The sequence below is a fragment of the Agromyces allii genome, assembly GCF_009749385.1.
GTDB lineage: Bacteria > Actinomycetota > Actinomycetes > Actinomycetales > Microbacteriaceae > Agromyces > Agromyces allii.
This window is the reverse complement of record NZ_WBIN01000003.1, coordinates 115,049-138,168: the sequence shown is the minus strand read 5'-3', so window position 1 is coordinate 138,168 and position 23,120 is coordinate 115,049. Positions and strand designations below refer to the sequence as shown.

Here is a 23,120-nt window from a genome sequence, read left to right as displayed (position 1 = left end):
TCGCGGCGAACGGCGCGGGGGAGCGGCGCATGAGCCTCGGAGACGCGCTCTTCGGCGCCTTCGCCCTGCCGTTCATGGGCCGCGCCCTGCTCGTGATGCTCGTGCTCTCGGTCATCGCCGGCGTCGTCGGCGTGCTGGTGAACCTGCGCGGGCTCGAGTTCATCAGCGACGGGCTGACGCACGCGGTGTTCCCGGGGCTCGCCGTCGGTCTCGCGGTCGGCGGCTCGGCCGGCGTGCTCCCCGGTGCGGCGATCGCGGCGCTCATCGGCGCGGTGCTGCTCACCTGGCTCATGCGGTCGGGCGTCGCGAATGACGCGGGCATCGCCGTCGTGCTGACCGCGGCGTTCAGCATCGGCGTCATCGTGGTCTCCAAGAGCGACGACTACGCGGGCGCCCTCGAGGAGCTGCTCTTCGGCCGCGTGCTCACGATCCCGCCCTCCGACGTGGTGCCCCTCGTCGTCGTCTCGGCGATCGCGCTCCTGCTCGTCGCGCTCACGGCCAAGCAGCAGGTGTTCCGCGCCTTCGACCCGGCGGGCAGCCGCGCTGCGGGCGACTCGGCCTTCGGCCTCGATCTCGCGCTCAACGTGGCCGTCGCGCTCGTCGTCGTCGCGGGCGCGAGCACGGTCGGCTCGCTGCTCGTGCTCGCCCTGCTCGTGGTGCCCGGTGCTGCCGCACGGCTCGTGACCGGTCGGCTATGGCTGCTGTTCCCCGTCGCCGGGATCTTCGCGGCCCTCGCCTCGTGGCTCGGGCTCGCGACGGGGTTCGCCGCGAGCGTCGGCGCCGGCGTCGACCTGCCGGCCGGCAGCACGATCGTCGCGGTGTTCGTGCTCGCCTACGCGATCGTGCTCCTCGTTCGCCTGGCGCGCGACGCAGCCCGGCGCCGCGCGGGCGCGGGCACGACCCCGGCCGGCCCGTCCGCATCGGGCGCGCCATCCACCCGAGCCGTGGGGGAGCGCGCCGCATGAGCTACTTCGAACGCGCGATGCTCGCCGCCATCGTCATCGGCGCCCTCGGCGGCTTCGTCGGATGCCTCGTGGTGCTGCGCAGGCGAACCTTCTTCGCGCAGGCGCTCACGCACGGCACCTATCCCGGGGCCGTCGCGGCGGCCGCGCTCGGCGTGAGCGTTCCGCTCGGTGCCGCCGCGGCATCCGTCGTCCTCGTGCTCGTGATGACCGGCATCGCGCGTGTGCGCAACCAGGGTGCGCAGGTCGCGGCGGGCATCGTGCTCACCGGCGGATTCGCGGCCGGGGCGATCCTCGCGGCCGTCGTGCCGAGCCTGCCGGTGCAGCCCGAGTCGCTGCTCGTCGGCTCGATCCTCACGGTGACCGACGCAGACATCGTGCTCGCCGCGAGCGTCGCCGTCGCCGCACTCGTGCTCGTCGTGCTCTTCGGTCGTCGCATCGTGTTCTCGACGTTCGACCAGGCCGGATTCCGCGCGGCCGGGTACCGGGAGTGGCCCGTCGAGCTGCTCGTGCTCGCCCTCACGGCCGCGACGGTCGTGAGCGCGCTGCCCGCCGTCGGGGCGATCCTCGCGATCGCGCTCATCGCGGCACCCGCCGCCGCAGCCCGGGTCGTGACGTCGACCTACCGAGGCATGCTCGTGGTCGCACCCGTGATCGGGGCGGCATCCGGAGTGCTCGGCGTGCTCGCCTCGCGGGCGTTCGCGATCGCCGCCGGGCCGGCGATCGTGCTCACGGCGACGGCGTTCCTGCTGATCGCACTCGGCGGTTCCAAGCTGCGCGCGCTACCGTGGAGGGCATCCGCGATTCCCGTGGAGACCGCAGAGGACGCACGCACCGCATGAAGCGCAACACCTGGCAACGCGAAGCCGTTCGAGAGGCCCTCGACGGCACCGACGGGTTCATCAGCGCGCAGGCGCTGCACTCGTCGCTGCATGCGAGCGGCTCCCCGATCGGGCTCGCCACCGTCTACCGCGCGCTCGGCGACCTCGCGACCACGGGCGAGGCCGACTCGCTGCAGTCGCCCGACGGCGAGGCGCTCTACCGCGCGTGCAGCACCACGGGCCACCACCACCACCTGATCTGCCGCAACTGCGGGCGCACCGTCGAGATCGAGGCCGACGAGGTCGAGGCCTGGGCGCAGCGCGTCGCCGCCGAGCACGGGTTCACGCGTGCGGCCCACGTCGTCGACGTGTTCGGCCTCTGCGCCGACTGCACGGTGCTGCTCGCGGCCGAAGCCCGCTGAGTCGGCCGCGCCGCGCCGCGCCCCATCCCGCCCCGGCGGCGCCCGGTCGCGCCGCCCCCTGAGCGCCGCGATGGGCCCGCCGGCGGCATCCGACCACCCATAACCCGATCGAGGGGTGTCGTACCCGGCGCGGTCGGCGTATTCTCTGGCGGGTAGACGGTGGCCGCCCGGGGGAGCAGCACCTTCACGGTCGTCGGCCCCCGGTTCCTGCGCTCGCAGACTCGGGCCGTCCGACCGCTCGAAGGAGAGACCATGGCCGCACCGGACGAAGCACTCCTGCCCACCTTCAGTCGCATCGGCGAGTCGACGACGGCGCGCTACACCGAGATCCCCGAGGGATCGATGCTGCCCGAGACCGCCTACCGCATCGTCAGCGACGAGATGATGCTCGACGGAAACGCCAGGCTCAACCTCGCGACGTTCGTCGGCACGTGGATGGACGAGCACGCCGACCGCCTCTACGCCGAGGCGTTCGACAAGAACATGATCGACAAGGACGAGTACCCCGCGACCGCCGCGATCGAGGAGTACTGCTGGCGGATCCTGGCGGATCTCTGGCACGCGCCCGACCATCACGACGCGATCGGCACCTCGACCATCGGGTCGTCGGAGGCGTGCATGCTGGGCGGCCTCGCGCTCAAGCGCCGGTGGCAGCACGCACGGCGTGCGGCCGGAAAGCCGACCGAGAAGCCGAACCTCATCATGAGCTCGGCCGTGCAGGTCTGCTGGGAGAAGTTCTGCAACTACTTCGACGTCGAGATGCGGCTCATCCCGACGACCGACGAGCATCCGCTCATGGACGGCACCGGTCTCGAGGACGTCGTCGACGAGAACACGATCGGCGTGGTCGCGCTCATGGGCGTCACCTACACGGGCGCCTACGAGCCGGTCACCGCGATCTCCGCGAAGCTCGATGAGATCCAGGCGAAGACCGGCCTCGACATCCCGATGCACATCGACGGCGCATCGGGGGCCATGATCGCGCCCTTCCTGCAGCCGGAGCTCGAGTGGGACTTCCGGGTCGAGCGCGTGCAGTCGATCAACACGTCCGGGCACAAGTACGGGCTCGTCTACCCGGGCGTCGGCTGGGTCGTCTGGCGCAACGTCGCTGCCTTGCCCGACGACCTGGTGTTCCGGGTGAGCTACCTGGGCGGCGAGATGCCGACGTTCGCACTCAACTTCTCGCGGCCGGGCGCGCAGGTGCTGCTCCAGTACTACCGGTTCCTCCGCCTCGGCCGGAACGGCTATCGGGAGATCCAGCAGACGACGCAGGATGTCGCGCGCTACCTGTCGGGCGCCATCGGCCGCATGGACGCGTACGAGCTGCTGACCGACGGCAGCGACATCCCCGTCTTCGCATGGCGGTTGAAGCCCGGCCACACCGACAAGTGGACGCTCTACCACCTGTCCGAGCGCCTCCGGATCCGCGGATGGCTCGTGCCGGCGTACCCGCTGTCGGGCGAGCAGGCCGACCAGACCGTGATGCGCATCGTCAGCCGCAACGGGCTCAGCCACGACCTGGCCGAGGACCTCCTGCGCGACATCCGCATCGAGACGGACTTCCTCGACTCGCTCGAGTCGCCGATGCCGCACCCCGGGCTCGGACCGACCTTCCACCACTGACCGCAGACGAAGGACCGCACACGTGGGGGAGACGATCCGACCGCGCGTCGACACCGTGCGCCGGCTTCGCCGGGAGGCCTGGGGCTTCGCGGCGGGCTCGGCCTGCTTCTTCGCGGGCGCCCTGCCCTGGTACGCGGACCGGCTCGGCGCCGTCGGCACCAACGTGACCTTTGTGGTCGGGTCGGTCCTCTTCACGCTGGCCGCGTTCATCCAGCTCAGCCTCAGCGGCCGCGTCGCGCCGCATGCGGAGATGAACGCCGCCGACCGCGCCGACTGGTGGGCTGCGGCCGTGCAGTTCGCCGGGACCCTGCTCTTCAACATCTCGACGGGAGCCGCGCTCGCCGCGGCCATCGCCAGGCCCGACGCCGTCGGCGCCGGGTGGCGACCGGACGCATGGGGTTCGCTCGCCTTCCTGATCTCGAGCACGCTCGCGATCATCGCGACGAAGCACCGTGGTCGACTCTGGGACCCCGATGCGCGCACCTGGCACGGCACCGGGCTGAACGCGGTCGGCTCGATCGCCTTCGCCGTCTCGGCGGTCGGAGCCTATGTGATCCCGGACTCCGGCGACCTCCTCAACGAGATCTGGGCGAACCTCGGGACGGCGATCGGCGCGCTCTGCTTCTTCACCGCGGCGCTGCTCTCGCGGCGTTCGATCCCGAAGGCGTGAGTATCGGAGAAGCCCAGATCAGTGAGGGTTTCTCAAACGACGATTTGGTGACCCCTGTTCGAGGGCCATACGGTTGACGACGGCCCTGACGGGCCGACCCACCCAGTCCGCGCCCTTCGCGTGAGACCCGCTCCGGCGGTTTCCACGACGGGGGTCGTACGGTTCCGAGCGTGGTGCACCGCCCCGATGGCGGTGCGCGCTGGAGCCGGGATTCGCACGACGAGACGTCGGTGCTTGAGTCCCGGATCCCGGATCGCCTGAACCCGGCCGTGACGCGTGCGCACCCGCCTGCCACCCTGCACCCGGCTGCGGAATCCGCACGTGCCATTGGAGCACCTTTCGATGCCCGAACAGCACCACACCATCGAGCGACACAGCATCGCCGAGCACCACAGCACCTCCGAACACCGCAGCACCGCTGAACACCACGACACCGCCGAATCACCCGCCCCGAACGCACCCGCTCCGAACGCACCCGCTCCGAACGCCCTCGAGGTGCGCGGCCTGACCAAGTTCTACGGTCGCCGGCCGGCCGAGGCGCTCGAACGCCTGCGCGACGGGGCCACCCGCGCCGAGCTCGCCGGCCTCGGCACCGCCGCGGTCATCGACGTCGACTTCGACGTGCGCCAGGGCGAGATCTTCGTCGTCATGGGCCTCTCGGGCTCGGGCAAGTCGAGCCTGATCCGCATGCTCAACGGGCTCGTCGAGCCGACCGCGGGCACGGTGACGGTGATGGGGGAGACCCTCACCGGTGTCGCACCGCGCCGGCTCCGCGGCATCCGTCGCAAGCACGTCGCGATGGTGTTCCAGCACTTCGCGCTGCTGCCGCACCTCTCGGTGCTCGACAACACCGCGTACGGACTCGAGATCCAGGGCGTGCCCGCATCCGAGCGCCGCGAGCGCGCCGAACGGGTGCTCGAGCGCGTCGGCCTCGCCGACTGGGGGCACCGGTTCCCGTCCGAGCTCTCGGGCGGCATGCAGCAGCGCGTCGGCCTGGCCCGCGCCCTCGCGGCCGACGCCGACATCCTGCTGATGGACGAGGCGTTCAGCGCGCTCGACCCGCTCATCCGCCGCGAGATGCAGGAGCAGCTCGTCGAGCTGCAGCAGGAGCTCGGCAAGACCATCGTCTTCATCACCCACGACCTGAACGAGGCGATGTTCCTCGGCGATCGCATCGCGGTCATGCGCGACGGCCGCGTGGTGCAAATCGGCACGGCCGAGGAGATCCTCACCGACCCGGCCGACGACTACGTGGCCCAGTTCGTGCAGGACGTCGACCGTGCTCGCGTGCTCACCGCCGGCAACGTCATGGAGGCTCCGCGGGCCCTCGCGTCGGCCGCCGCCGGCCCGCGCGCCGCACTGCGGGCGATGCGCGACCTGCAGACCTCGATGGTCTTCGTCGTGGCCTCCGGTCGCAAGCTGCTCGGCGTCGCGCACGACCGCGACGTGCTTCGCCTCGTGCGCCGCGGCGAGCGTTCGCTCGACGGCGCGATCTCGGCCGACTTCGCCGCGGTCGGCCCCGACGTGCATCTCTCCGAGCTCTTCGAGAGCTCCGTCGAGCAGGAGCTCCCGCTCGCCGTCGTCGACGACGAGGGTCGCCTGCTCGGCGCGGTCCCCCGGGTCACGCTGCTCGCCGCGCTGGGCAACGTGCCCACCGACACGGCCGAGCTGCAGGTGCTGCAGACGCCGGCGACGGTGTCGGCGGAGGTCATGACCGCGACCCTGCGCGAGACGGCGGCCGCCGCTCCACCGGACACCCCGCTGCCGGTCGACGAGCTCGCCCTGATCGAGGGGAGCGCATCGTGAACGACTTCCGACTGCCGCTCGGCGACCTCGCCGAGGGCTTCATCGACGTGCTGACCGACACCCTCGGCTGGTTCTTCTCGATCGTGCGCACCGTGTTCCTCGCGTTCTACGACGCGGTCGAGTTCGTGCTCGTCACGCCGCCGTTCTGGGTCGTGATCCTCGCGCTCGCCGCCCTCGCCTGGGTGCTGAAGGGCTGGAAGCTCTCGCTCGGCACCGCCCTCGGCCTCCTCGTGATCGTCGGCGTGGACCAGTGGGAGCACGCCATGGAGTCGCTCGCGCTCGTGCTCGTCGCGAGCGCCATCGCGATCGCGCTCGCCGTGCCCGTCGGCATCTGGACCGCCGGATCCGACCTCGCGTCGAGGATCGTGCGCCCCGTGCTCGACTTCATGCAGACCATGCCGGCGTTCGTCTACCTCATTCCCGCGCTGATCCTGTTCCGCGTGGGCGTCGTGCCGGGCATCGTCGCGACCATCGTGTTCGCGATGGCCCCCGGCGTGCGCCTGACCGAGCTCGGCATCCGCGGGGTCGACTCCGAGGTCGTCGAGGCCGGCCATGCGTTCGGCGCCTCGCGCGGCCGCATCCTGCGTCAGATCCAGCTGCCGCTCGCGATGCCGAGCATCATGGCGGGCGTGAACCAGGTCATCATGCTCTCGCTCTCGATGGTCGTCATCGCCGGCATGGTCGGCGCCGGCGGGCTCGGCGGCGACGTGGTCGCCTCGCTCAACCGCATCGACGTGGCCCTCGGCTTCGAGGCCGGCCTCTCGGTCGTGATCCTCGCGATCATCCTCGACCGCATCACGGGTGCGCTCGGCGCGGGCCGTCGCCGACGCGACACGACCTCGCGGTCGACGGATGCCGCGGCGCGGCCCGATGTGGACGAGACCCCCGTGCCCGCGGCATCCGTCGCCGCCTGACGCACCGCCACGCACCGCCGCACGCTCACCCACCGCCGCACGCTCGCCCACCCGCGCACGGCGCATGACGCACGACACCGTGCGCACCGGACCTGAACCCCACACCCGCGACCCACAGCCCGCGGGATGAAAGGAACACCCATGAAGAAGTCCACCCTCACCGGAGCCCTCGCCCTGAGCGCCGTCTCGGCACTCGTGCTCGCCGGATGCTCGACCGACGCCGAGGCCGAGACCCTCGCCAACGGCGATCAGAAGGACGTCACCATCGCCGTGTTCAACGGCTGGGACGAGGGCGTCGCCGCGAGCGAGCTCTGGAAGGCGATCCTCACCAAGCAGGGCTACGACGTCACGCTCGAGTACGCCGACCCGGCGCCCGTGTACAGCGGCCTCGCGAGCGACGACTACGACGTGACCCTCGACACCTGGCTGCCGACCACGCACGCCGACTACGTCGAGGAGTACGGCGACGACATCGTCGACCTCGGCGCGTGGAACAACGACGCGAAGCTCACGATCGCCGTGAACGCCGACGCGCCGATCGACTCCCTCGACGAGCTCGCGGCCAACGCCGACCTGTTCGACAACCGCCTCGTCGGCATCGAGCCGGGCTCGGGCCTGAACCGGGTCACGAGCGAGGCGGTCATTCCCGCCTACGGCCTCGACGACCTGGAGTACCTCACCAGCTCGACGCCCGCGATGCTCTCGGAGCTGACCGCGGCGACCGACGCCGGCGAGAACATCGCCGTGACGCTGTGGAGCCCGCACTGGGCCTACGACGCCTTCGCGATCAAGGACCTCGAGGACCCCGAGGGTGCGCTGGGCGGATCGGAGGGCATCCACTCGTTCGGCGCCGCGTCGTTCGAGGAGACGCACCCGACCCTCGCGGGCTGGCTGACGTCGTTCTCGATGGACTCCGCGCTGCTCTACTCGCTCGAGAACGCGATGTTCAACGGCGACGCGACCGATGACTACGGCCCCGTCGTCGAGCAGTGGATCGCCGCGAACAACGCATACGTGGCGACGCTCACCCGGTAGCGCTGCGCCTCACGACCCGAACCGAGGAGCGACGGATGCCGCGGCATCCGCCACCCTCGGTTCTCGTCGTCTCAGCCCTCGTCGTCGAGCATCGCCCGAACCCGTTCGGCCGTGCCCCACGACAGCGTAACCCCTGCGCCGCCGTGGCCGTAGGCGGCGATGACGGGGAGCTCGTGCTGCGTCACGCGCTCGAGCCGGATGGTCGGGCGGGCGGGCCGCAACCCGACCGCGCGCCCGACGACCGGCTGCCCGGCGATCGCCGGCACGAGCGCCGCCGCGCGTTCGAGGATCGCCAGCTCCGTGTCGACGTCGACCCGGAGATCCCACGAGCCGTCGATCGAGGTGCCGCCGATCACGACGTCGTCGCGGCGTGGGAACACGTAGGTCACGCCCGCCGGGTCGTCGTTGTCGATGATCCAGTCGGTGAGTCCGGGGTTCGCGACGTGGACCACCTGGCCCCTGACCGGGAAGACGTCGGCATCGCCGCCGAGCAGTTCGCCGCCGCGGATGCCGCCCGCGATGACGACGGTGTCGGCGCCGCCGACGAGCTCGCCCAGTCGGGTGACCGTGCGGCGCTCGAACGCGACGCCCCGGGAGAGCGCCTGCGCACGCAGCCACGGTAGGTACGCCGGGATCACGACGAGCGGCAGGGTGGCACGGATGCCCGAGCTCGCTCCCGCGGGCAACAGCCTCGGGTCGGCCTCGACGGCGCCCGGCACGTCCGCGGCCCACGAGCGATCGGTGGACGGAATGCGCTCCACGACCGTGCCCGCGCGCATCTCGACGCCGGCGGCGGGATCGGTGGAGAGGCGCGAGAATCGGGCGAACGAGCTGCGCAGGAGCTCGTCGGCCATCGGCGAGCGTTCGCTCCGATACGGGAACCACACGGCGGCCGCCACCGCAGACACGGTCTGCATGGTGTCCGTGTCGGCGACGACGGTGACGTCATGGCCGGCGTCGGCGAGTTCGACGGCGATCGAGAGCCCGATCACGCCGGCTCCGATGACGGTGACGCGCTGCGAATCCGAGCGTGGTGCCACGTCGCCTCGTTCCTTCGTTCAGATGGTGTCCCCGGAAGGGGGATGTCTCCAGTCAGGGATACCACCGCCGAGGCGCCCGCACGCGGCATCCGCCCGATTCGGCCGTGATCAGCCTCTCTGGTAGGCTGTTCCTTTGGCTGGGTACATCCACTACCCAGACCGCGACCATCCCCCTTCGAGTACCGCGAGAAATCGCGGGTTTCGGCGTGGGAGGTCAGCAGACAAGAGACCTTGGGAGGGGCATCCGCCCCTCGGTATTGGAGGAAAGACCAATGGCAGCAGTGTGCCAGGTGACTGGAGCCGTTCCCGGCTTCGGTCACAACATCTCGCACTCGCACCGCCGGACGAAGCGCCGCTTCGACCCGAACGTGCAGAAGAAGACCTACTACGTGCCCTCGCTCCGTCGTAGCGTCACCCTGAACGTGTCCGCCAAGGGCATCAAGGTGATCGACGCCCGTGGCATCGAAAAGGTCGTCAAGGACATCCAGGCTCGTGGGGTGAAGCTCTAATGGCGAAGCAGCAGGACATTCGTCCCATCATCAAGCTCCGTTCGACGGCCGGCACCGGGTTCACCTACGTGACCCGCAAGAACCGTCGCAACAACCCCGACCGTCTCGTGCTCAAGAAGTACGACCCGGTGATCCGCAAGCACGTCGATTTCCGAGAGGAGCGCTAAACAATGGCGAAGAAGAGCAAGATCGCGCGCAACGAGCAGCGCAAGGTGATCGTCGACCGCTACGCGGCGAAGCGCCTCGAGCTGAAGAAGGCCCTCATCGACCCGAACGGCACCGACGAGTCCCGCGAGGCTGCTCGCGTCGGCCTCCAGAAGCTGCCCCGCAACGCATCGCCCATCCGCGTGCGTTCGCGTGACGCCATCGACGGCCGCCCCCGCGGTGTCCTCACGAAGTTCGGCGTCTCGCGCGTCCGCTTCCGTGACATGGCGCACCGTGGCGAGCTGCCCGGCATCACGAAGTCGAGCTGGTAATCATCTAGCTTCACGCTTTCGAGAGGGGCGTCCCGGGTTTCCCGGGGCGCCCCTTTCGGCGTCCCCGGTGTCGTCATGGGGCGACACGCCGGGACTTCCATGCCTGAAAAGGCTGGAAATCCGCGAGTTTCCGGGCTTCTCTGCTACATTCGAGGCGGCCCGATCGGCCACGGGGGCGGTTGAACGATCGTTCCCGAGAACTCACAAGATGCTGTACAGAACAGCGAAGGTCCGAGGAGGACATTCAATGGCTGACAAGTCGCTCAACAAGACCGAGCTCGTCGCGAAGGTCGCAGCGTCGACCGGACAGAGCCAGGCCACCGTCGACGCCGTTCTCGGCGGGCTCTTCGAGGCTCTCGCCGAGTCCGTGGGCGCCGGCACCAAGGTCTCCATCCCGGGCTGGCTCGCCGTCGAGCGCACGCACCGTGCAGCCCGCACCGGCCGCAACCCGCAGACCGGCGCCGAGATCCAGATCCCGGCCGGCTACTCGGTGAAGGTCTCGGCCGGCTCCAAGCTCAAGGCCGCCGCGAAGTAACCACGTCTTCGCGACCCCGAGGGGCGTCCGGCTTCGGCCGGGCGCCCTTCGTCGTGTCGGGGCGCGGATGTCTCGGCTCGCGGTGCGCGGCTGTTCGCCGCCGCCCGCTTCCTCCACGCCGTAACCTCCTGTGGCCGGGCGGGCCCCGTGCGCCGCGTAGGCTTGTCCGGTGCCCCGCTCAGTCCGCGTGTTCGGCCCTGCCGTCCTCATCGTCGTCGCCGTCGCGGCGACGGTCGCGGCCCTCGCGTACGGCGGGGGAGCCGCGCCGCAGCTGATTCAAGATCCAGGGCCGTTCGCCCGCTGGGGTCTGCCGATCGCGAAGCTCGTCGTCAACCTGAGCGCGGCCGGCATGATCGGCGCGCTCATGCTCGCCGTCTGGGCGCTGACCCCGAAGAAGCGCGAGTTCGATGTCGCACTCGACGTCGCCGCGGCATCCGCAGCCCTGTTCACCGTGGCCAGTGCCGTGACCGGCCTGCTCACGTTCCTCGTCGTCACGGGTGTGCAGCTGAGCTTCGGCGACACGTTCGGCGCGCAGCTCGGCCAGTTCCTCACCACGATCCCGCTCGGGCAGGCGTGGCTCACGACGACGCTCGTGGGCGCCGCCGTCACGGTGCTCTGCTTCGCGGTGCGCAACCACACGGCGCTCGTGTTCGTGGCGGTGCTCGCGGTGGTCTCGCTCGTGCCCATGGCGCAGCAGGGGCATTCGGCGGGCACCGCGGGCCACAGCGCGGCCATCACGTCGCTCGGCCTGCACCTCGTCTTCGCCGCCGTCTGGCTCGGCGGCCTGCTCACGATCGTGCTGCTGCGCAACGAGCTCGACGGCGCGCGCCTGCCGGTCGTGCTCGCGCGCTACTCGACGGTCGCGCTCATCTGCTTCATCGTCGTCGCGGTCTCGGGCTATGCCAACGCCGCGCTCCGCATCGGCACGTGGGACCAGCTGAGCACCCCCTACGGCGTGCTCGTGATCGTGAAGCTGCTCGGCCTGCTGGCACTCGGCGGGTTCGGGGCCATCCAGCGCCGATACCTCATCGGGCGGATGTCGCGTGCGGGCGCTGCGGGCAAGGCCGACCGCCCGGCATCCCGCATCTCCGAGTTCTGGATCCTCGTGGTCGCCGAACTCGGATTCATGGGACTCGCGTCGGGCGTGGCCGCGGCTCTCGCACGCACCGCGACGCCGGTCGCCGAGCAGCCGGGGGTCATCGCGCAGACGCCCGCCGAGATCCTCACGGGCGAACCGCTGCCGCCGTGGCCCGACCTGTACCGCTACTTCACCGAGTGGAACCTCGACCTGCTGTGGATCCTGGGCTGCGGCTTCGGCATCTTCTTCTACCTGGCGGGAGTGTGGCGGCTTCGCCGTCGCGGCGACAAGTGGCCCGTGTACCGCTCGGTGCTGTGGGTCGCGGGCATGCTGCTGCTCGCGTACATCACGAACGGCGGCGTGAACGCCTACGAGCAGTACCTGTTCTCGGCGCACATGGCCGCGCACATGGTGCTGACCATGGCCGTGCCCGTGCTGCTCGTTCCGGGCGCCCCGGTCACGCTCGCCGCGCGTGCGATCAGGGCCCGCAAAGACGGCTCCCGCGGCGGCCGCGAGTGGATCCTGCTCGCGGTGCACTCGAAGTTCGCCGGAATCATCGCGAACCCGATCGTCGCGGCCGTGCTGTTCGCCGGATCGCTCTGGGTGTTCTACTACTCGCCGCTGTTCCGCTGGACGATGGTCGACCACATCGGCCACGAGTGGATGATCGTGCACTTCCTCATCACGGGGTACCTGTTCGTGCAGTCGCTCATCGGCATCGACCCGGTGCCCTACCGACTGCCGTACGCGTTCCGTCTCGTGCTGCTGCTCGGCACCATGGCGCTGCACGCGTTCTTCGGCCTCGCGATCATGTCGAGCGCGGGCCTGCTGCTCGCCGACTGGTACGGCGCCATGGGCTGGGGCACCGATGCGCTCGTCGACCAGCAGATGGGCGGCGGCCTCGCGTGGTCGATCGGCGAGATCCCGACGGTCGCGCTCGCGATCACCGTGGCGGTGCAGTGGTCGCGCAGCGACCAGAAGGAGTCGAAGCGGCACGATCGGCACGCCGACCGCACCGGCGATGCCGAACTCGAGGCGTACAACGCACGGCTCGCGGCCATGGCCGCGCGCGACCGGCAGGACTGAGCGCGGCCCGTCGACCCGGCCGGGCCGGGCGCGCCACGCGTCAGTCGGTCTGCTGCAGCTGGATCGCGATGCTGCCATCAGGGCGGATCGTGGCGCTGAGGGCGAGCCGGAACGCGCGGTCCTCCTCGAGCTGCGAGATGTCGCCGTCGAAGAGCGACTGCACCTCGACCGAGATGTGGGCCATGCCGTCGGTCGCGGGCATCTCGAAGGCCGTCTCGCCCGCCGTGAGCGTGACGGCGGGGTACTCGACGATCGACCACGTCGGGTCGCCGAGCACGCGGTCGTCGATCTCGATGCCGAAGGGGCACCCCGCGGGCTGCAGCACGGTCTGCTTCGCGCAGTCGTCGAGGTAGGCGTCGACCTGGGTCTGCACGCGGGCGACGAAGTCGGCCGTGGGCTGCGCATCGACGGTGACGGGGACGCGCACGCCGGGCTCGGTCGCCAGCGGCACGGGCACGGCGGCGACGAGGGTGTCGCTGAAGCTGAACTCGTAGGCGGCGGGGGCGATCGCGAGGTAGGGCGCCGTCTGGCTGAACGCGGTCAGCTCGTCGCCCGACTTCAGGGCCCGGGTGTCGAGGGTGAGGTCGCCGACCGTGAAGAGCGGGTTGTGGGCGGCGGTCACGTCGATCACGGCGATCGGGCTCTCGACGAACTCCCACCGGTTCAGGAGTCCGTAGAGCGGTTCGATGGGGCGGATGTCGAAGGAGGTCTGCAGGATCGCCGTGTCGAGCCGGTAACTGGCTGTGACGGTGTGCGTGCCGTCGTCGTGCTTCACGTCGTCGACGATGCGCACGTCTTCGGGCCCCGCCTCGATCACGTCGGAACGCAGCATGGCCGTGGAGATGTCGGTCGGCAGGCCCTTCGCCGTGAGCTCGTCGTCATCGAGTGCCACGCCCGGCGTGGTGATGGCCGTGGCGAGGTCGTCGTCGGCGATGGCCGAGAGATAGCGCTCCACGAAGTTCGCCGCGCCGTACGTGGTCTGGTTCAGGCCGCCGAGCGCGGCGACGAACGCAGTCGCGAGCAGCATGGCCAGCGCGGCCCACCCGGCGATCGACAGCGGTGAGAGCCGGCCTCTGCGAACCCCCGAGCCAGTCACCCCGTCAGTCTAGGCGGCGACGCATGCCGGGAGCCGAAGGCGAGCGCTCGGCACGGGTCGTGCGAGCCCGGCTTGGCCGCGCCGCGGCATCCGCCCCTCCACAGGCGAAGCCGATCTGCACGGGGGCTGCACATCTCGGAACGGAGGACCCGTCGAACCCGCGTCGCCCGGTTACAGTGGGATCGCGCCGGCCGGCGCCACCCTCGAGCCCGATCCGCAAACCGGATCCGACCTGCCGGAGAACCCGTGGCCCCCACCCTCACCCGCGAGCAGACCGCGGTCTTCGAGGCGATCGAGGGCACCCGCGACCACGTGTTCGTCACGGGTAGGGCCGGCACCGGCAAGTCCACGCTGCTGAACCACCTCAACTGGAACACGCAGAAGCAGATCGTGATCTGCGCGCCGACGGGCGTCGCGGCGCTGAACGTCGGCGGGCAGACGATCCACTCGTTGTTCCGGCTGCCGATCGGGGTCATCGCCGACCGCGAGATCGACCAGAACGACGCCGTCCGCAAGATCCTGAACGCGATCGACACCCTCGTGATCGACGAGATCTCGATGGTCAACGCCGACCTGATGGACGCCATGGACCGCGCGCTGCGGCAGGCGAGGCAGCGCAAGCACGAGCCGTTCGGCGGCGTGCAGGTCGTGCTCTTCGGCGACCCCTACCAGCTGGCCCCCGTGCCGGGCGACGGCGACGAGCGGGCCTACTTCGCCGACACCTACGACTCCATGTGGTTCTTCGACGCCAAGGTGTGGCGCGAGACCGACCTGCGCATCTTCGAGCTCGGCGAGGTGCACCGCCAGCACGACGCCGAGTTCAAGCACATGCTGAACGCGGTGCGTCACGGCATGGTCACCGCCGAGATCGCCGGAGTCCTGAACGGCATCGGTGCCCGGCGCCCACTGCCCGAGCACGGCGCCATCACCCTCGCCACGACGAACGGCACCGTCAACCGCATCAACGCGACCCAGCTGCACCGGCTGCCCGGCACCTCGAAGGCCAACGAGGCCGACGTCACCGGCGACTTCGGCGGCAGGGCGTTCCCGGCCGACGAGCGCCTCGAGCTCAAGGTGGGCGCGCAGGTGATGTTCCTGCGCAACGACACGGCCATCGGGCCCGACGGCCAGCGCTGGGTGAACGGCACCATCGGCACCGTGACCCGCCTCGATCGCGAACTCCGCGTCGAGGTCGACGGCGAGGAGCACGAGGTCGAGCCCGCCACCTGGGAGAAGTACAAGTACTCGTGGGACCCAGCGCGCAAGAAGCTCGAACGGCAGATCGTGGCCGAGTTCACGCAGTTCCCGCTGCGGCTCGCGTGGGCGGTCACGATCCACAAGTCGCAGGGCGCGAGCTACGACGCCGCGATCGTCGATCTCGGCACGCGCGTCTTCAGCCCCGGGCAGACCTACGTGGCGCTCAGCCGCCTCACCTCGCTCGACGGTCTCTACCTCAGCCGGCCGCTGCGACCCAGCGACATCATCGTCGACGCCGCGGTCGAACGCTTCATGTCCGGAGCCCACCGAGAGATCGGCTCGGCCTCCTGAGCATCTGACCAGCCGCCCCGGGTTAGAATCTCGTCGAGACACAGCTAGGGGGGCTTGTGGCCACTCGACGGGGGAACCGACGGCGGAGATGGGGCATCACCGCCGCAGCGTTCGTCGTGCTCGCACTCGGGCTGCAGGGCTGCTCGTTCGGCCCGACCGATCCGGCCGCGCAGTTCGACCCGGTCGACGCCCAGCTCGGCCCCGAGACGGCCGATGCGCTGCAGGGCGTGCTCGAGCAGGCCGTCGCGCTGACGGGCGCGAGCGGCGGCATCGCGGGCGTCTGGGCGCCATGGGCCGGGGAGTGGACCGCGGCGACCGGAACCGTCTCCTTCGACGAGGGTGCGGCCGCGACGACGGTCGGCACGCCGTTCCGCATGGGCACGCTCACGTCGGAGCTGACGTGCGCGATCGTGCTGAAGCTCGTCGACGACGGGCAGCTCGAGCTGAGCGACGAGGTGGCCGACGACGTCGACTGGATCCCCTCGCTCGACGGCATCACCTACGAGCAGCTCTGCCGGCACAACTCGGGCGTCGCCGACTACTACGCGAACCTCGAGGGCATCTTCCTCACGAACCCGGTGCGCACCTGGTCGAACAACGAGCTCGTCGCAGCGGGCATGGGTCTCGCACGAACGGGCGCCCCGGGCGCGACGGTGAAGGAGTCCCGCACTGGCGTGCTGCTCGCCGCGATGGGCATCGAGCGCCACACCGGCAAGTCGTGGGAGGAGCTCGCCGAGCAGTACGTGTTCGAACCGCTCGGCATCGACGACACGTCGATCCCCGCCCCCGACGACCAAGGCCGTGGGCTGCTCGGGGCGTACTCCTCGGCGCTCACGGGTGACGGCAAGGTCGACTGCGCGACCCGCCTCGACCAGTCCGACCAGTCGACCTCGATGGGCGCCGAGGCGGCCGGCGCGACGACGACGCTCGAAGACCTCCGGCGGTTCAGCGAGGCGTTCGCCACGGGCGCGCTCCTCTCCGACAGCGTCAAGGCCGATCAGTGGGACGTGCAGCCGGTGGCCGGCGCGCCGCAGTCCTGGTACGGCGCCGGCATCGGCGGCGCGTCGTACGGGCCGATGCGCGGCGATGTCAGCGAGACGGCCGGCATGCTGACGGCCGCGCTCACCGACGCCTCGTCGGGGCTCACGGTCGTGCTCGTGCTGAACAACTCCAGCTCGACCGACGCCTTCGTGCGCGAGGCCGCGTTCGCGCTGGCCTCCATCGGGTCGAAGGCGGATGCCGCGGCCGGCGCCGAGGCCCCGCTCGTGGAGCTTCCGTGGTCGCTCGAGCAGGCGACCACGAACATGACGAAGCTCGCCGCCTGCCCGCCGCCCGCCACCTGAGGCCATGCCGCCGCGCTGGTGCACGGCGTTGCAGCGCTGCGCCGGCCGCATTCGCGAACGGGCGATTCCGGTCGTTCCGAGCTGCATCGAGCCACCGAGATCGCCCACTCGCGAATTCCCGCAGATGTGGAATAGACCCCGGTGGGGTACCGTTGTGTCCAGATGAATACCCCATGGGGGTACCTGTCCAGAACTTCAGGAGGAACACATGAGCACCCACGACGCGAGCGTCACCACCTCGACCTACGGCGTGGCCGGCATGACCTGCTCGCACTGCGTTGGCGCGGTGACGGGCGAGCTCGGCCGCCTCGACGGCGTCGCCTCGGTCGACGTCGAGCTCGTGGCGGGCGGGGTATCCCGCGTGACCGTGCAGAGCTCGGCCGCCCTCGACGCCGACCAGGTCGCATCCGCCATCGACGAGGCCGGCTACGAACTGGCCGACCTGGCATCATGACCGCGCAGCAGGTCGACCTGCTGGTCGGCGGCATGACCTGCGCGTCGTGCGCGGCGCGCGTCGAGAAGAAGCTCAACCGCATGCCCGGCGTCGAGGCCACCGTCAACTACGCGACCGAGAAGGCGAGCGTGCTGCTGCCCGAGGGCGTCAGCGTCGACGACGCCATCGCCACGGTCGAGGCCACGGGCTACACCGCCGAGCTTCCGAAGCCGAAGGTCGCGGCACCCGTCGCGCGCCCGCACGACTCGCACGGCGCGGTCGTCGCGCACGACGAGCACGGTGCGCAGGGCTCGCACGGCGAGTCGCAGGGCGGCGGGGGAGCGCACGATCACGGCGACGCGGCATCCCTTCGTCAGCGCCTGATCGTGTCGACCGTGCTCGCGGTACCGGTCGTCGCGCTGTCGATGATCCCGGCGCTGCAGTTCACGAACTGGCAGTGGCTCGCGTTCGCGCTCGCCGCGCCGGTGGCCCTGTGGGGTGCGTGGCCGTTCCACCGCGCCGCGTGGATCAACCTGCGCCACGGCGCCGCCACCATGGACACGCTCATCAGCGTGGGCGTGCTCGCGGCGCTCGCCTGGTCGGCGTACGCGCTGTTCTTCGGGCACGCGGGCATGCCGGGCATGACCATGACGTTCGAGCTGTTCACGGCACCCGGGGGCGGCGCCGACGAGATCTACCTCGAGGTCGCCGCCGCGGTCACGGTGTTCGTGCTCGCCGGCCGCTACGCCGAGGCGCGCGCCAAGCGCAGCTCGACCGCGGCGATCTCGGCCCTGCTCGAGATGGGCGCCAGCGAGGCATCCGTGCTCCGCGACGGCGTGGAGGTGCGGATGCCGGTGGCGGACCTCGCGGTCGACGACCGGTTCGTCGTGCGCCCCGGCGAGAAGATCGCCACCGACGGCGTCGTGGTCGAGGGCGCGTCGGCCGTCGACGAGAGCATGCTCACGGGCGAGTCGGTGCCGGCCGAGGTCGTGCCGGGCGACGCCGTGGTGGGCGCGACGATCAACGTCGGGGGCCGCCTGGTCGTGCGTGCGACGCGCGTCGGCGCCGACACCGAGCTCGCGGCCATGGCCCGGCTCGTCGAGCAGGCGCAGACCGGCAAGGCCGACGTGCAGCGCCTCGCCGATCGCGTCTCGGCGGTGTTCGTGCCGATCGTGATCGGCCTCTCGCTCGCCGCCCTCGTCGGCTGGCTGCTCGCCGGCTACGGCCCCGAGGTCGCGTTCACGGCGGCCGTCGCGACGCTCATCGTCGCGTGCCCCTGCGCGCTCGGCCTCGCGACGCCCATGGCGCTGCTGGTCGGCACCGCGCGCGGCGCACAGCTCGGCATCCTGATCAAGGGCCCGCAGATCCTCGAGTCCACCCGTCGCGTCGACACGATCCTGCTCGACAAGACCGGCACGGTCACGAGCGGGCGGATGTCGCTCGCCGAGGTCGCTCCCGCGGCGGGCGAGAGTGAGGCCGAGGTGCTGCGCTTCGCGGGGGCCGCCGAGTCCGGCTCGGAGCACCCGATCGCGCGGGCGATCGCGGCAGCCGCGACGGCCGCCGCCGTCGTGCCTTCGGAATCCGCGGCGCAGGGAGCCCTGCCTCCCGTCGAGTCGTTCGCCTCTACGCAGGGCCTCGGCGTGCAGGCCGTGGTCGACGGCAGACTCGTGCTCGTGGGCCGATCCGCGTGGCTCGCCGAGCAGTGGGCCGTCGACCTGCCCGACGTGCTCGAACGGCGACAGGCCGAGCTCGAGGCGGCCGGCGGCACGGTCGTCGCGGTCGCGTGGGACGGCGTGGCTCGCGGCATCCTGAGCGTGAACGACACGGTCAAGCCGAACAGCGCGGCCGCGGTCGCACAGCTGAAGGCCCTGGGCCTTCGACCGATGCTGCTCACGGGCGACAACGAGCGCGTGGCGCGCGCCGTTGCGGCCGAGGTCGGCATCGACGACGTGCGCGCCGGCGTGCTGCCGGCTGAGAAGGCCGAGATCGTGCGTGCGCTGCAGGCCGACGGCCGCGTGGTCGCCATGGTGGGCGACGGCGTGAACGACGCCGTCGCGCTCGCGACCGCGGACCTCGGCATCGCGATGGGCTCGGGCACCGACGTCGCGATCGAGGCGAGCGACCTGACCCTCGTGCGCAGCGACCTCGTGGCCGTCGTCGACGCGATCCGCCTCTCGCGGCGCACGCTCGGCACGATCAAGGGCAACCTGTTCTGGGCCTTCGCTTACAACATCGCGGCGATCCCCGTCGCCATGCTCGGCATGCTGAACCCGCTCGTCGCGGGCGCGGCCATGGCGTTCTCGTCGGTGTTCGTCGTGGGCAACAGCCTGCTGCTCCGCCGGTTCCGCGGCGTGCACTGAGCCGTCGCCACACCCTGCGAGACCTGAGCGTCCCCGTCGAGTCCGACTCGGCGGGGACGCGGTTCGTCCGCGGGTTCGAGCTCGACCCGCGCCCGGTGCGGCCGGAGCGTGGATGATGGGAGCATGCCCGCCGCCCATCGTCCCGACCTCCGGGTGAACTCGGGGCTCACGATCCCCGAGTCCGAGCTGTCGTGGCGCTTCTCGCGGTCGTCCGGTCCCGGCGGGCAGGGGGTGAACACCACCGACTCCCGCGTCGAACTCGTGTGGGACGTGGCGGGTTCGGCGGTGCTCTCCGAGCTCCAGCGCGAGCGGATCCTCGAGGGCTTGGGCGGGCGAATCGCCGACGGAGTCCTGACGATCGCGGCCTCCGAGCATCGTGCACAGCTGCGCAACCGGGAGGCCGCGCTCGCTCGACTGGCCGCCGTCGTGGCCGATGCCCTGCGCCCGCCGTCGCCGTCGCGACGACCGACGAAGCCGAGCCGCGGCGCCAAGGAGCGGCGCCTGAAAGCGAAGAAGCAGCGCACCGACGTGAAGCGGTTGCGCCGCCCGCCGAGCGACTGACGGCGTGGCGCCGGTCTCGAGACGGCGCCGACGCGCCTACTCGACCGGCGGAGTGCTCGGCGGCGCCCCGTCGTCGTCTCGGAGGGCGTGGATCATGCTGCGGAGCGCCCTGAGCGCGTCGGCCTGCTCGTCGTCGGTCATGCCGCCGAGCATCCTGATCTCGACGGAACGGACCGCGGCGGTGGCCGCTTCGAGGCTCCGTCGACCTCGAGGCGTGAGGGTCGTCGGCAGGACCTTGCCGACCGCGGCCTCAGCGGGTCTGGTCACGAAGCCGTCGCGCTCGAGGGCCTGGAGCAGCACGTTCATCGACTGCCGCGTCACGAACGCGCCGCGCGCGAGCTCGGAGTTCGACAGGCCGGGGCGCTGGGCCAGCAGTTCGAGGCACGAGTAGTGCGTGATGGTCATTCCCAGCGGCCGGAGCACCGCCTCCATCGACGCGCGGAGGGCGCTCGAGGCCTCCTTCAGCAGGTAGCCCAGCGAGGTGTCGAGGTCGATGCCGACTCGGTTCGCGCTCATGTCAGTAGTTTGACATACACTGGTCGATGTCAGAAAACTGACACGACAGACAGGAGCGCGACCATGCCCGCAACCGGCCCCGATTTCATCTCCCTCCAGGCCAGCGACCTCGTCGCGTCGCAGGCCTTCTACGAGCAGTACCTCGGCCTCGTCCGTTCGCCGGCGGGCCCTCCCCATGCCGTGGTGTTCGAGACGACGCCGATCGCGTTCGCGCTGCGCGAGGTCGTTCCCGGCACCGATCTGGCGTCCGTCGAACAGCCGGGCATCGGCGCGGCGATCTGGCTGCACGCGACCGAGGTCCAGGCCATCCACGACGCCCTCGTCGCCGACGGTCAGACGATCGTGACGGCCCCGATCGACGGGCCGTTCGGTCGCACCTTCACGTTCGCCGACCCCGACGGCTACCGCATCACCCTCCACGACCGCGCCTGAACACGACACGTCGTCGTGCTACCGTGATCCGCGATAGCGCCTAGGGTTCCGGGATCGAGAGATCCGACTGGTCCGAGCGGCGCCACGGCCGCCGCCAGAGGGGGCCGTCATCTGACAGGACAAAAGCCCGGAGGACCCCGTTCGTCGCGCCCGCGACGCACCGAAGGGTCCCGTGTCCGTTCCTGCGCTCGTCCTCGTCCTCGCCGCCGCCGTGTGCCACTCGGCGTGGAACATCCTCGCCCACGGCGTCAGCCGTATCGGCATGCCGTTCCTCTGGTGGGGCGCCCTGGCGAGCGCACTCGTCTGGCTTCCGCTGGTGCCGTTCACGGGCGGCATGGGCACTGCGGATGTCGGTGGCCTCGCGTTGGGCGCCGGCGTCTCGGCCGTGCTGCACTGCGGGTACATGCTCGTGCTCCAGCGCGGGTACGCCACCGGGATGCTGTCGACCGTCTATGCCACGGCCCGCGGCACGGGCCCGCTGATCACGGTGCTCGTCGCGGTGCTCGCGCTCGGCGAGCGGCCGTCGGGCTGGGCGCTCGTGGGCATCGCGGCGATCCTCGCCGGGGTCGTCGTCATCGGGCTGCTCGATCGCGGCTCGGTTCGCGGTGGATTCGCGGCCGAGGGCACCGGGACCCGTCGTCGGGGCCCGGACCCCGCGATCCTCTGGGGCGTCGCGACCGGCGTCGCGATCGCCGCCTACACGCTCTGGGACGCGAACGTCGTGCGTGCGTGGGACGTGCCGCCGGTGGCGTTCATGGTCGGCTGCACGTTCGGCGAGCTCGTGCTGTTCTCGGCGCTGCTGGGGCGTCGACGTCGGGAGCTCGGGGCGGTGGGGCGAACGCACTGGGTGCGCATCCTCGTGTTCGGCGCGCTGTCGCCGCTCTCGTACATCCTCGTGCTCGTCGCCGTGACGCTCGCGCCGGTGGCCCTCGTGGCACCCATGCGCGAGGTCAGCGTCGTGCTCGTCAGCGCGTTCGGTGCGCTCGTGCTGCGCGAGGGCCGCGGATGGGCGCGGATCGCGGCATCCGTCATCGTCGTCGCGGGGGTGCTGCTGATCGCGGCGTGATCGCCCGTCGACTCACTCGCCGACCGGGCGGATGAAGTGCTCGCCCGAGATCGCGCGCCCGGAGGCCGAGACGGTGAAGCGCACGATGTCGCTGCGGTAGCGGTCGTCGGAGGCCTCGAACACGCGCCCGTCGCGGCCGCGCGTCACGCGTCGCAGGCGCAGGATCGGCGAGCCGACCTCGACCTCGAGCAGGCGGGCGTCGAGCTCGTCGGCGGCGACCGCGTCGATCTCGTGGTCGACCTCGGCGTACGGATGCCCGCGCTCGGCGAGGTAGTCGGTGATCGAGACCGTGTCGAGGTCGACGTCGAAGAGCACCCGCCCCACCTCTTCGATGAATGCGAGGCGCTCGAGCATCGTGGGGCGCCCGTCGAGGGTGCGAAGACGGGTCACCTCGACGATCAGCTCGCCTGGCTCGATGCGGAGGAGTTCGACGTGGTCGTCGTCGGCGCGCCGGAGGGAGACCTCCTGGGTGTGCGCGCCGGGCGCCGCGCCCATCTCGCGCGCCCACTTCGTGAACGGGATCGAGACGTCGACGGCCTGGTGGGCCTTGCGCCGCACGACGCGGCTCGGACGGCCGCGGGTCGTCTCGATGAGGCCCTCGGCGCGGAGCTCGGCGAGGGCGTTGCGGATCGGTCCGCGCGAGGTGCTCCACTGCTGGGCGAGCTCGCCTTCGGTCGGCACGTCGTCTCCGGGCGCGAGCTGTCCGCTCGCGATGCGCTGTCGGAGGTCGTCGGCGATGGCTTTGTAGACACTGATGGGCACATAGGCATATTACTTCGGCATACCGA

At 71.0% G+C, this 23,120-nt stretch carries 24 protein-coding genes; 20 read left to right on the top strand and 4 right to left on the bottom strand.

All coding sequences use genetic code 11. The annotated features are described in order from the left end of the window. The first annotated feature begins 29 nt into the window (after positions 1–29). The 8 genes from GQR16_RS05345 (at position 30) to GQR16_RS05310 (ending at position 8,253) form a co-directional block, all read left to right on the top strand. The gene (locus GQR16_RS05345; RefSeq protein ID WP_157414116.1) at positions 30–965 is read left to right on the top strand and encodes a metal ABC transporter permease; all 936 of its coding nucleotides are present in this window, start codon (positions 30–32) and stop codon (positions 963–965) included. Next, positions 962–1,804 (top strand): metal ABC transporter permease, encoded by an 843-nt coding sequence (locus GQR16_RS05340; protein WP_157414115.1) that lies wholly within the window; start codon positions 962–964, stop codon positions 1,802–1,804. Before GQR16_RS05345 ends, GQR16_RS05340 begins: the two co-directional genes overlap by 4 nt. Then, positions 1,801–2,205: a Fur family transcriptional regulator gene (locus tag GQR16_RS05335; protein WP_157414114.1), complete on the top strand. Its 405-nt coding sequence runs from the start codon at positions 1,801–1,803 to the stop codon at positions 2,203–2,205. Before GQR16_RS05340 ends, GQR16_RS05335 begins: the two co-directional genes overlap by 4 nt. Positions 2,206–2,457: 252 nt before the next feature. Then, positions 2,458–3,828: a glutamate decarboxylase gene (gene gad / locus GQR16_RS05330; protein ID WP_157414113.1), complete on the top strand. Its 1,371-nt coding sequence runs from the start codon at positions 2,458–2,460 to the stop codon at positions 3,826–3,828. A 22-nt stretch (positions 3,829–3,850) separates the two neighbouring features. Continuing rightward, the gene (locus GQR16_RS05325) at positions 3,851–4,498 is read left to right on the top strand and encodes a hypothetical protein (protein WP_246200548.1); all 648 of its coding nucleotides are present in this window, start codon (positions 3,851–3,853) and stop codon (positions 4,496–4,498) included. A 342-nt stretch (positions 4,499–4,840) separates the two neighbouring features. Continuing rightward, entirely contained in the window at positions 4,841–6,304 is a 1,464-nt protein-coding gene (locus GQR16_RS05320; protein ID WP_157414112.1) for a quaternary amine ABC transporter ATP-binding protein, read from the top strand. After that, positions 6,301–7,218, top strand: a complete 918-nt coding sequence (locus GQR16_RS05315) for an ABC transporter permease (protein WP_157414111.1) — start codon at positions 6,301–6,303, stop codon at positions 7,216–7,218. Before GQR16_RS05320 ends, GQR16_RS05315 begins: the two co-directional genes overlap by 4 nt. A 141-nt stretch (positions 7,219–7,359) precedes the next feature. Further along, positions 7,360–8,253: a glycine betaine ABC transporter substrate-binding protein gene (locus tag GQR16_RS05310; protein ID WP_157414110.1), complete on the top strand. Its 894-nt coding sequence runs from the start codon at positions 7,360–7,362 to the stop codon at positions 8,251–8,253. A 71-nt stretch (positions 8,254–8,324) separates the two neighbouring features. Here the strand turns inward: GQR16_RS05310 and GQR16_RS05305 are convergent, their stop codons facing one another. Continuing rightward, a complete protein-coding gene (locus GQR16_RS05305; protein ID WP_157414109.1) occupies positions 8,325–9,293 on the bottom strand; it encodes an FAD-dependent oxidoreductase in 969 nt (322 codons plus the stop codon). A 272-nt stretch (positions 9,294–9,565) separates the two neighbouring features. Between GQR16_RS05305 and rpmB the strand changes: the two genes are divergently transcribed. The 5 genes from rpmB (at position 9,566) to GQR16_RS05280 (ending at position 12,977) form a co-directional block, all read left to right on the top strand. Further along, positions 9,566–9,802 carry a 50S ribosomal protein L28 gene (gene rpmB / locus GQR16_RS05300; RefSeq protein ID WP_067880812.1) on the top strand — a complete coding sequence of 79 codons (237 nt, stop codon included), beginning with the start codon at positions 9,566–9,568 and terminating at the stop codon, positions 9,800–9,802. Further along, entirely contained in the window at positions 9,802–9,969 is a 168-nt protein-coding gene (rpmG, locus tag GQR16_RS05295; protein WP_067880809.1) for a 50S ribosomal protein L33, read from the top strand. The genes rpmB and rpmG overlap by 1 nt, the downstream gene beginning before the upstream one ends. Before the next feature lie 3 nt (positions 9,970–9,972). After that, on the top strand, positions 9,973–10,278 hold the full coding sequence (rpsN, locus tag GQR16_RS05290) for a 30S ribosomal protein S14 (protein ID WP_156998430.1): 306 nt from the start codon (positions 9,973–9,975) through the stop codon (positions 10,276–10,278). 247 nt (positions 10,279–10,525) lie between these two features. Next, positions 10,526–10,813 (top strand): HU family DNA-binding protein, encoded by a 288-nt coding sequence (locus GQR16_RS05285; protein WP_055853964.1) that lies wholly within the window; start codon positions 10,526–10,528, stop codon positions 10,811–10,813. A 169-nt stretch (positions 10,814–10,982) separates the two neighbouring features. Then, complete coding sequence (locus GQR16_RS05280; RefSeq protein WP_211373443.1) at positions 10,983–12,977, top strand: bifunctional copper resistance protein CopD/cytochrome c oxidase assembly protein; 1,995 nt, start codon at positions 10,983–10,985, stop codon at positions 12,975–12,977. A 40-nt stretch (positions 12,978–13,017) separates the two neighbouring features. Here the strand turns inward: GQR16_RS05280 and GQR16_RS05275 are convergent, their stop codons facing one another. Continuing rightward, positions 13,018–14,073, bottom strand: coding sequence for a hypothetical protein (locus tag GQR16_RS05275; RefSeq protein WP_157414108.1), 1,056 nt, complete (start codon positions 14,071–14,073; stop codon positions 13,018–13,020). A 246-nt stretch (positions 14,074–14,319) separates the two neighbouring features. Here GQR16_RS05275 and GQR16_RS05270 point away from each other — a divergent pair, with 246 nt between their 5' ends. From GQR16_RS05270 to arfB, 5 genes are all read left to right on the top strand, one after another. After that, positions 14,320–15,621, top strand: a complete 1,302-nt coding sequence (locus GQR16_RS05270) for an ATP-dependent DNA helicase (protein ID WP_157414107.1) — start codon at positions 14,320–14,322, stop codon at positions 15,619–15,621. Between the two features lie 56 nt (positions 15,622–15,677). Beyond that, positions 15,678–16,964 (top strand): serine hydrolase domain-containing protein, encoded by a 1,287-nt coding sequence (locus tag GQR16_RS05265; protein ID WP_157414106.1) that lies wholly within the window; start codon positions 15,678–15,680, stop codon positions 16,962–16,964. Positions 16,965–17,172: 208 nt separating this feature from the next. Beyond that, on the top strand, positions 17,173–17,418 hold the full coding sequence (locus GQR16_RS05260) for a heavy-metal-associated domain-containing protein (RefSeq protein WP_157414105.1): 246 nt from the start codon (positions 17,173–17,175) through the stop codon (positions 17,416–17,418). Beyond that, entirely contained in the window at positions 17,415–19,757 is a 2,343-nt protein-coding gene (locus GQR16_RS05255; RefSeq protein ID WP_157414104.1) for a heavy metal translocating P-type ATPase, read from the top strand. Before GQR16_RS05260 ends, GQR16_RS05255 begins: the two co-directional genes overlap by 4 nt. Before the next feature lie 123 nt (positions 19,758–19,880). Next, complete coding sequence (gene arfB, locus GQR16_RS05250; protein ID WP_157414103.1) at positions 19,881–20,318, top strand: alternative ribosome rescue aminoacyl-tRNA hydrolase ArfB; 438 nt, start codon at positions 19,881–19,883, stop codon at positions 20,316–20,318. Positions 20,319–20,354: 36 nt separating this feature from the next. Here the strand turns inward: arfB and GQR16_RS05245 are convergent, their stop codons facing one another. Continuing rightward, positions 20,355–20,834, bottom strand: a complete 480-nt coding sequence (locus GQR16_RS05245; protein ID WP_157414102.1) for a MarR family winged helix-turn-helix transcriptional regulator — start codon at positions 20,832–20,834, stop codon at positions 20,355–20,357. A 63-nt stretch (positions 20,835–20,897) separates the two neighbouring features. Here GQR16_RS05245 and GQR16_RS05240 point away from each other — a divergent pair, with 63 nt between their 5' ends. Both GQR16_RS05240 and GQR16_RS05235 read left to right on the top strand, forming a co-directional pair. Continuing rightward, positions 20,898–21,266, top strand: a complete 369-nt coding sequence (locus tag GQR16_RS05240; RefSeq protein WP_157414101.1) for a VOC family protein — start codon at positions 20,898–20,900, stop codon at positions 21,264–21,266. 172 nt (positions 21,267–21,438) lie between these two features. Beyond that, positions 21,439–22,332 (top strand): EamA family transporter, encoded by an 894-nt coding sequence (locus GQR16_RS05235; protein WP_157414100.1) that lies wholly within the window; start codon positions 21,439–21,441, stop codon positions 22,330–22,332. A 12-nt stretch (positions 22,333–22,344) separates the two neighbouring features. Here GQR16_RS05235 and GQR16_RS05230 read toward each other — a convergent pair whose 3' ends face one another. Beyond that, positions 22,345–23,094: a GntR family transcriptional regulator gene (locus tag GQR16_RS05230; protein ID WP_157414099.1), complete on the bottom strand. Its 750-nt coding sequence runs from the start codon at positions 23,092–23,094 to the stop codon at positions 22,345–22,347. Between the last annotated feature and the right edge of the window lie 26 nt (positions 23,095–23,120).

Coding starts and splice junctions, on each gene's coding strand:
- GQR16_RS05345 (WP_157414116.1), top strand. CDS start 30: ATGAGCCTCGGAGACGCGCTCTTCGGCGCCTTCGCCCTGCCGTTCATG.
- GQR16_RS05340 (WP_157414115.1), top strand. CDS start 962: ATGAGCTACTTCGAACGCGCGATGCTCGCCGCCATCGTCATCGGCGCC.
- GQR16_RS05335 (WP_157414114.1), top strand. CDS start 1,801: ATGAAGCGCAACACCTGGCAACGCGAAGCCGTTCGAGAGGCCCTCGAC.
- gad (WP_157414113.1), top strand. CDS start 2,458: ATGGCCGCACCGGACGAAGCACTCCTGCCCACCTTCAGTCGCATCGGC.
- GQR16_RS05320 (WP_157414112.1), top strand. CDS start 4,841: ATGCCCGAACAGCACCACACCATCGAGCGACACAGCATCGCCGAGCAC.
- GQR16_RS05310 (WP_157414110.1), top strand. CDS start 7,360: ATGAAGAAGTCCACCCTCACCGGAGCCCTCGCCCTGAGCGCCGTCTCG.
- rpmB (WP_067880812.1), top strand. CDS start 9,566: ATGGCAGCAGTGTGCCAGGTGACTGGAGCCGTTCCCGGCTTCGGTCAC.
- rpmG (WP_067880809.1), top strand. CDS start 9,802: ATGGCGAAGCAGCAGGACATTCGTCCCATCATCAAGCTCCGTTCGACG.
- rpsN (WP_156998430.1), top strand. CDS start 9,973: ATGGCGAAGAAGAGCAAGATCGCGCGCAACGAGCAGCGCAAGGTGATC.
- GQR16_RS05285 (WP_055853964.1), top strand. CDS start 10,526: ATGGCTGACAAGTCGCTCAACAAGACCGAGCTCGTCGCGAAGGTCGCA.
- GQR16_RS05260 (WP_157414105.1), top strand. CDS start 17,173: ATGAGCACCCACGACGCGAGCGTCACCACCTCGACCTACGGCGTGGCC.
- GQR16_RS05255 (WP_157414104.1), top strand. CDS start 17,415: ATGACCGCGCAGCAGGTCGACCTGCTGGTCGGCGGCATGACCTGCGCG.
- arfB (WP_157414103.1), top strand. CDS start 19,881: ATGCCCGCCGCCCATCGTCCCGACCTCCGGGTGAACTCGGGGCTCACG.
- GQR16_RS05245 (WP_157414102.1), bottom strand. CDS start 20,834: ATGAGCGCGAACCGAGTCGGCATCGACCTCGACACCTCGCTGGGCTAC.
- GQR16_RS05240 (WP_157414101.1), top strand. CDS start 20,898: ATGCCCGCAACCGGCCCCGATTTCATCTCCCTCCAGGCCAGCGACCTC.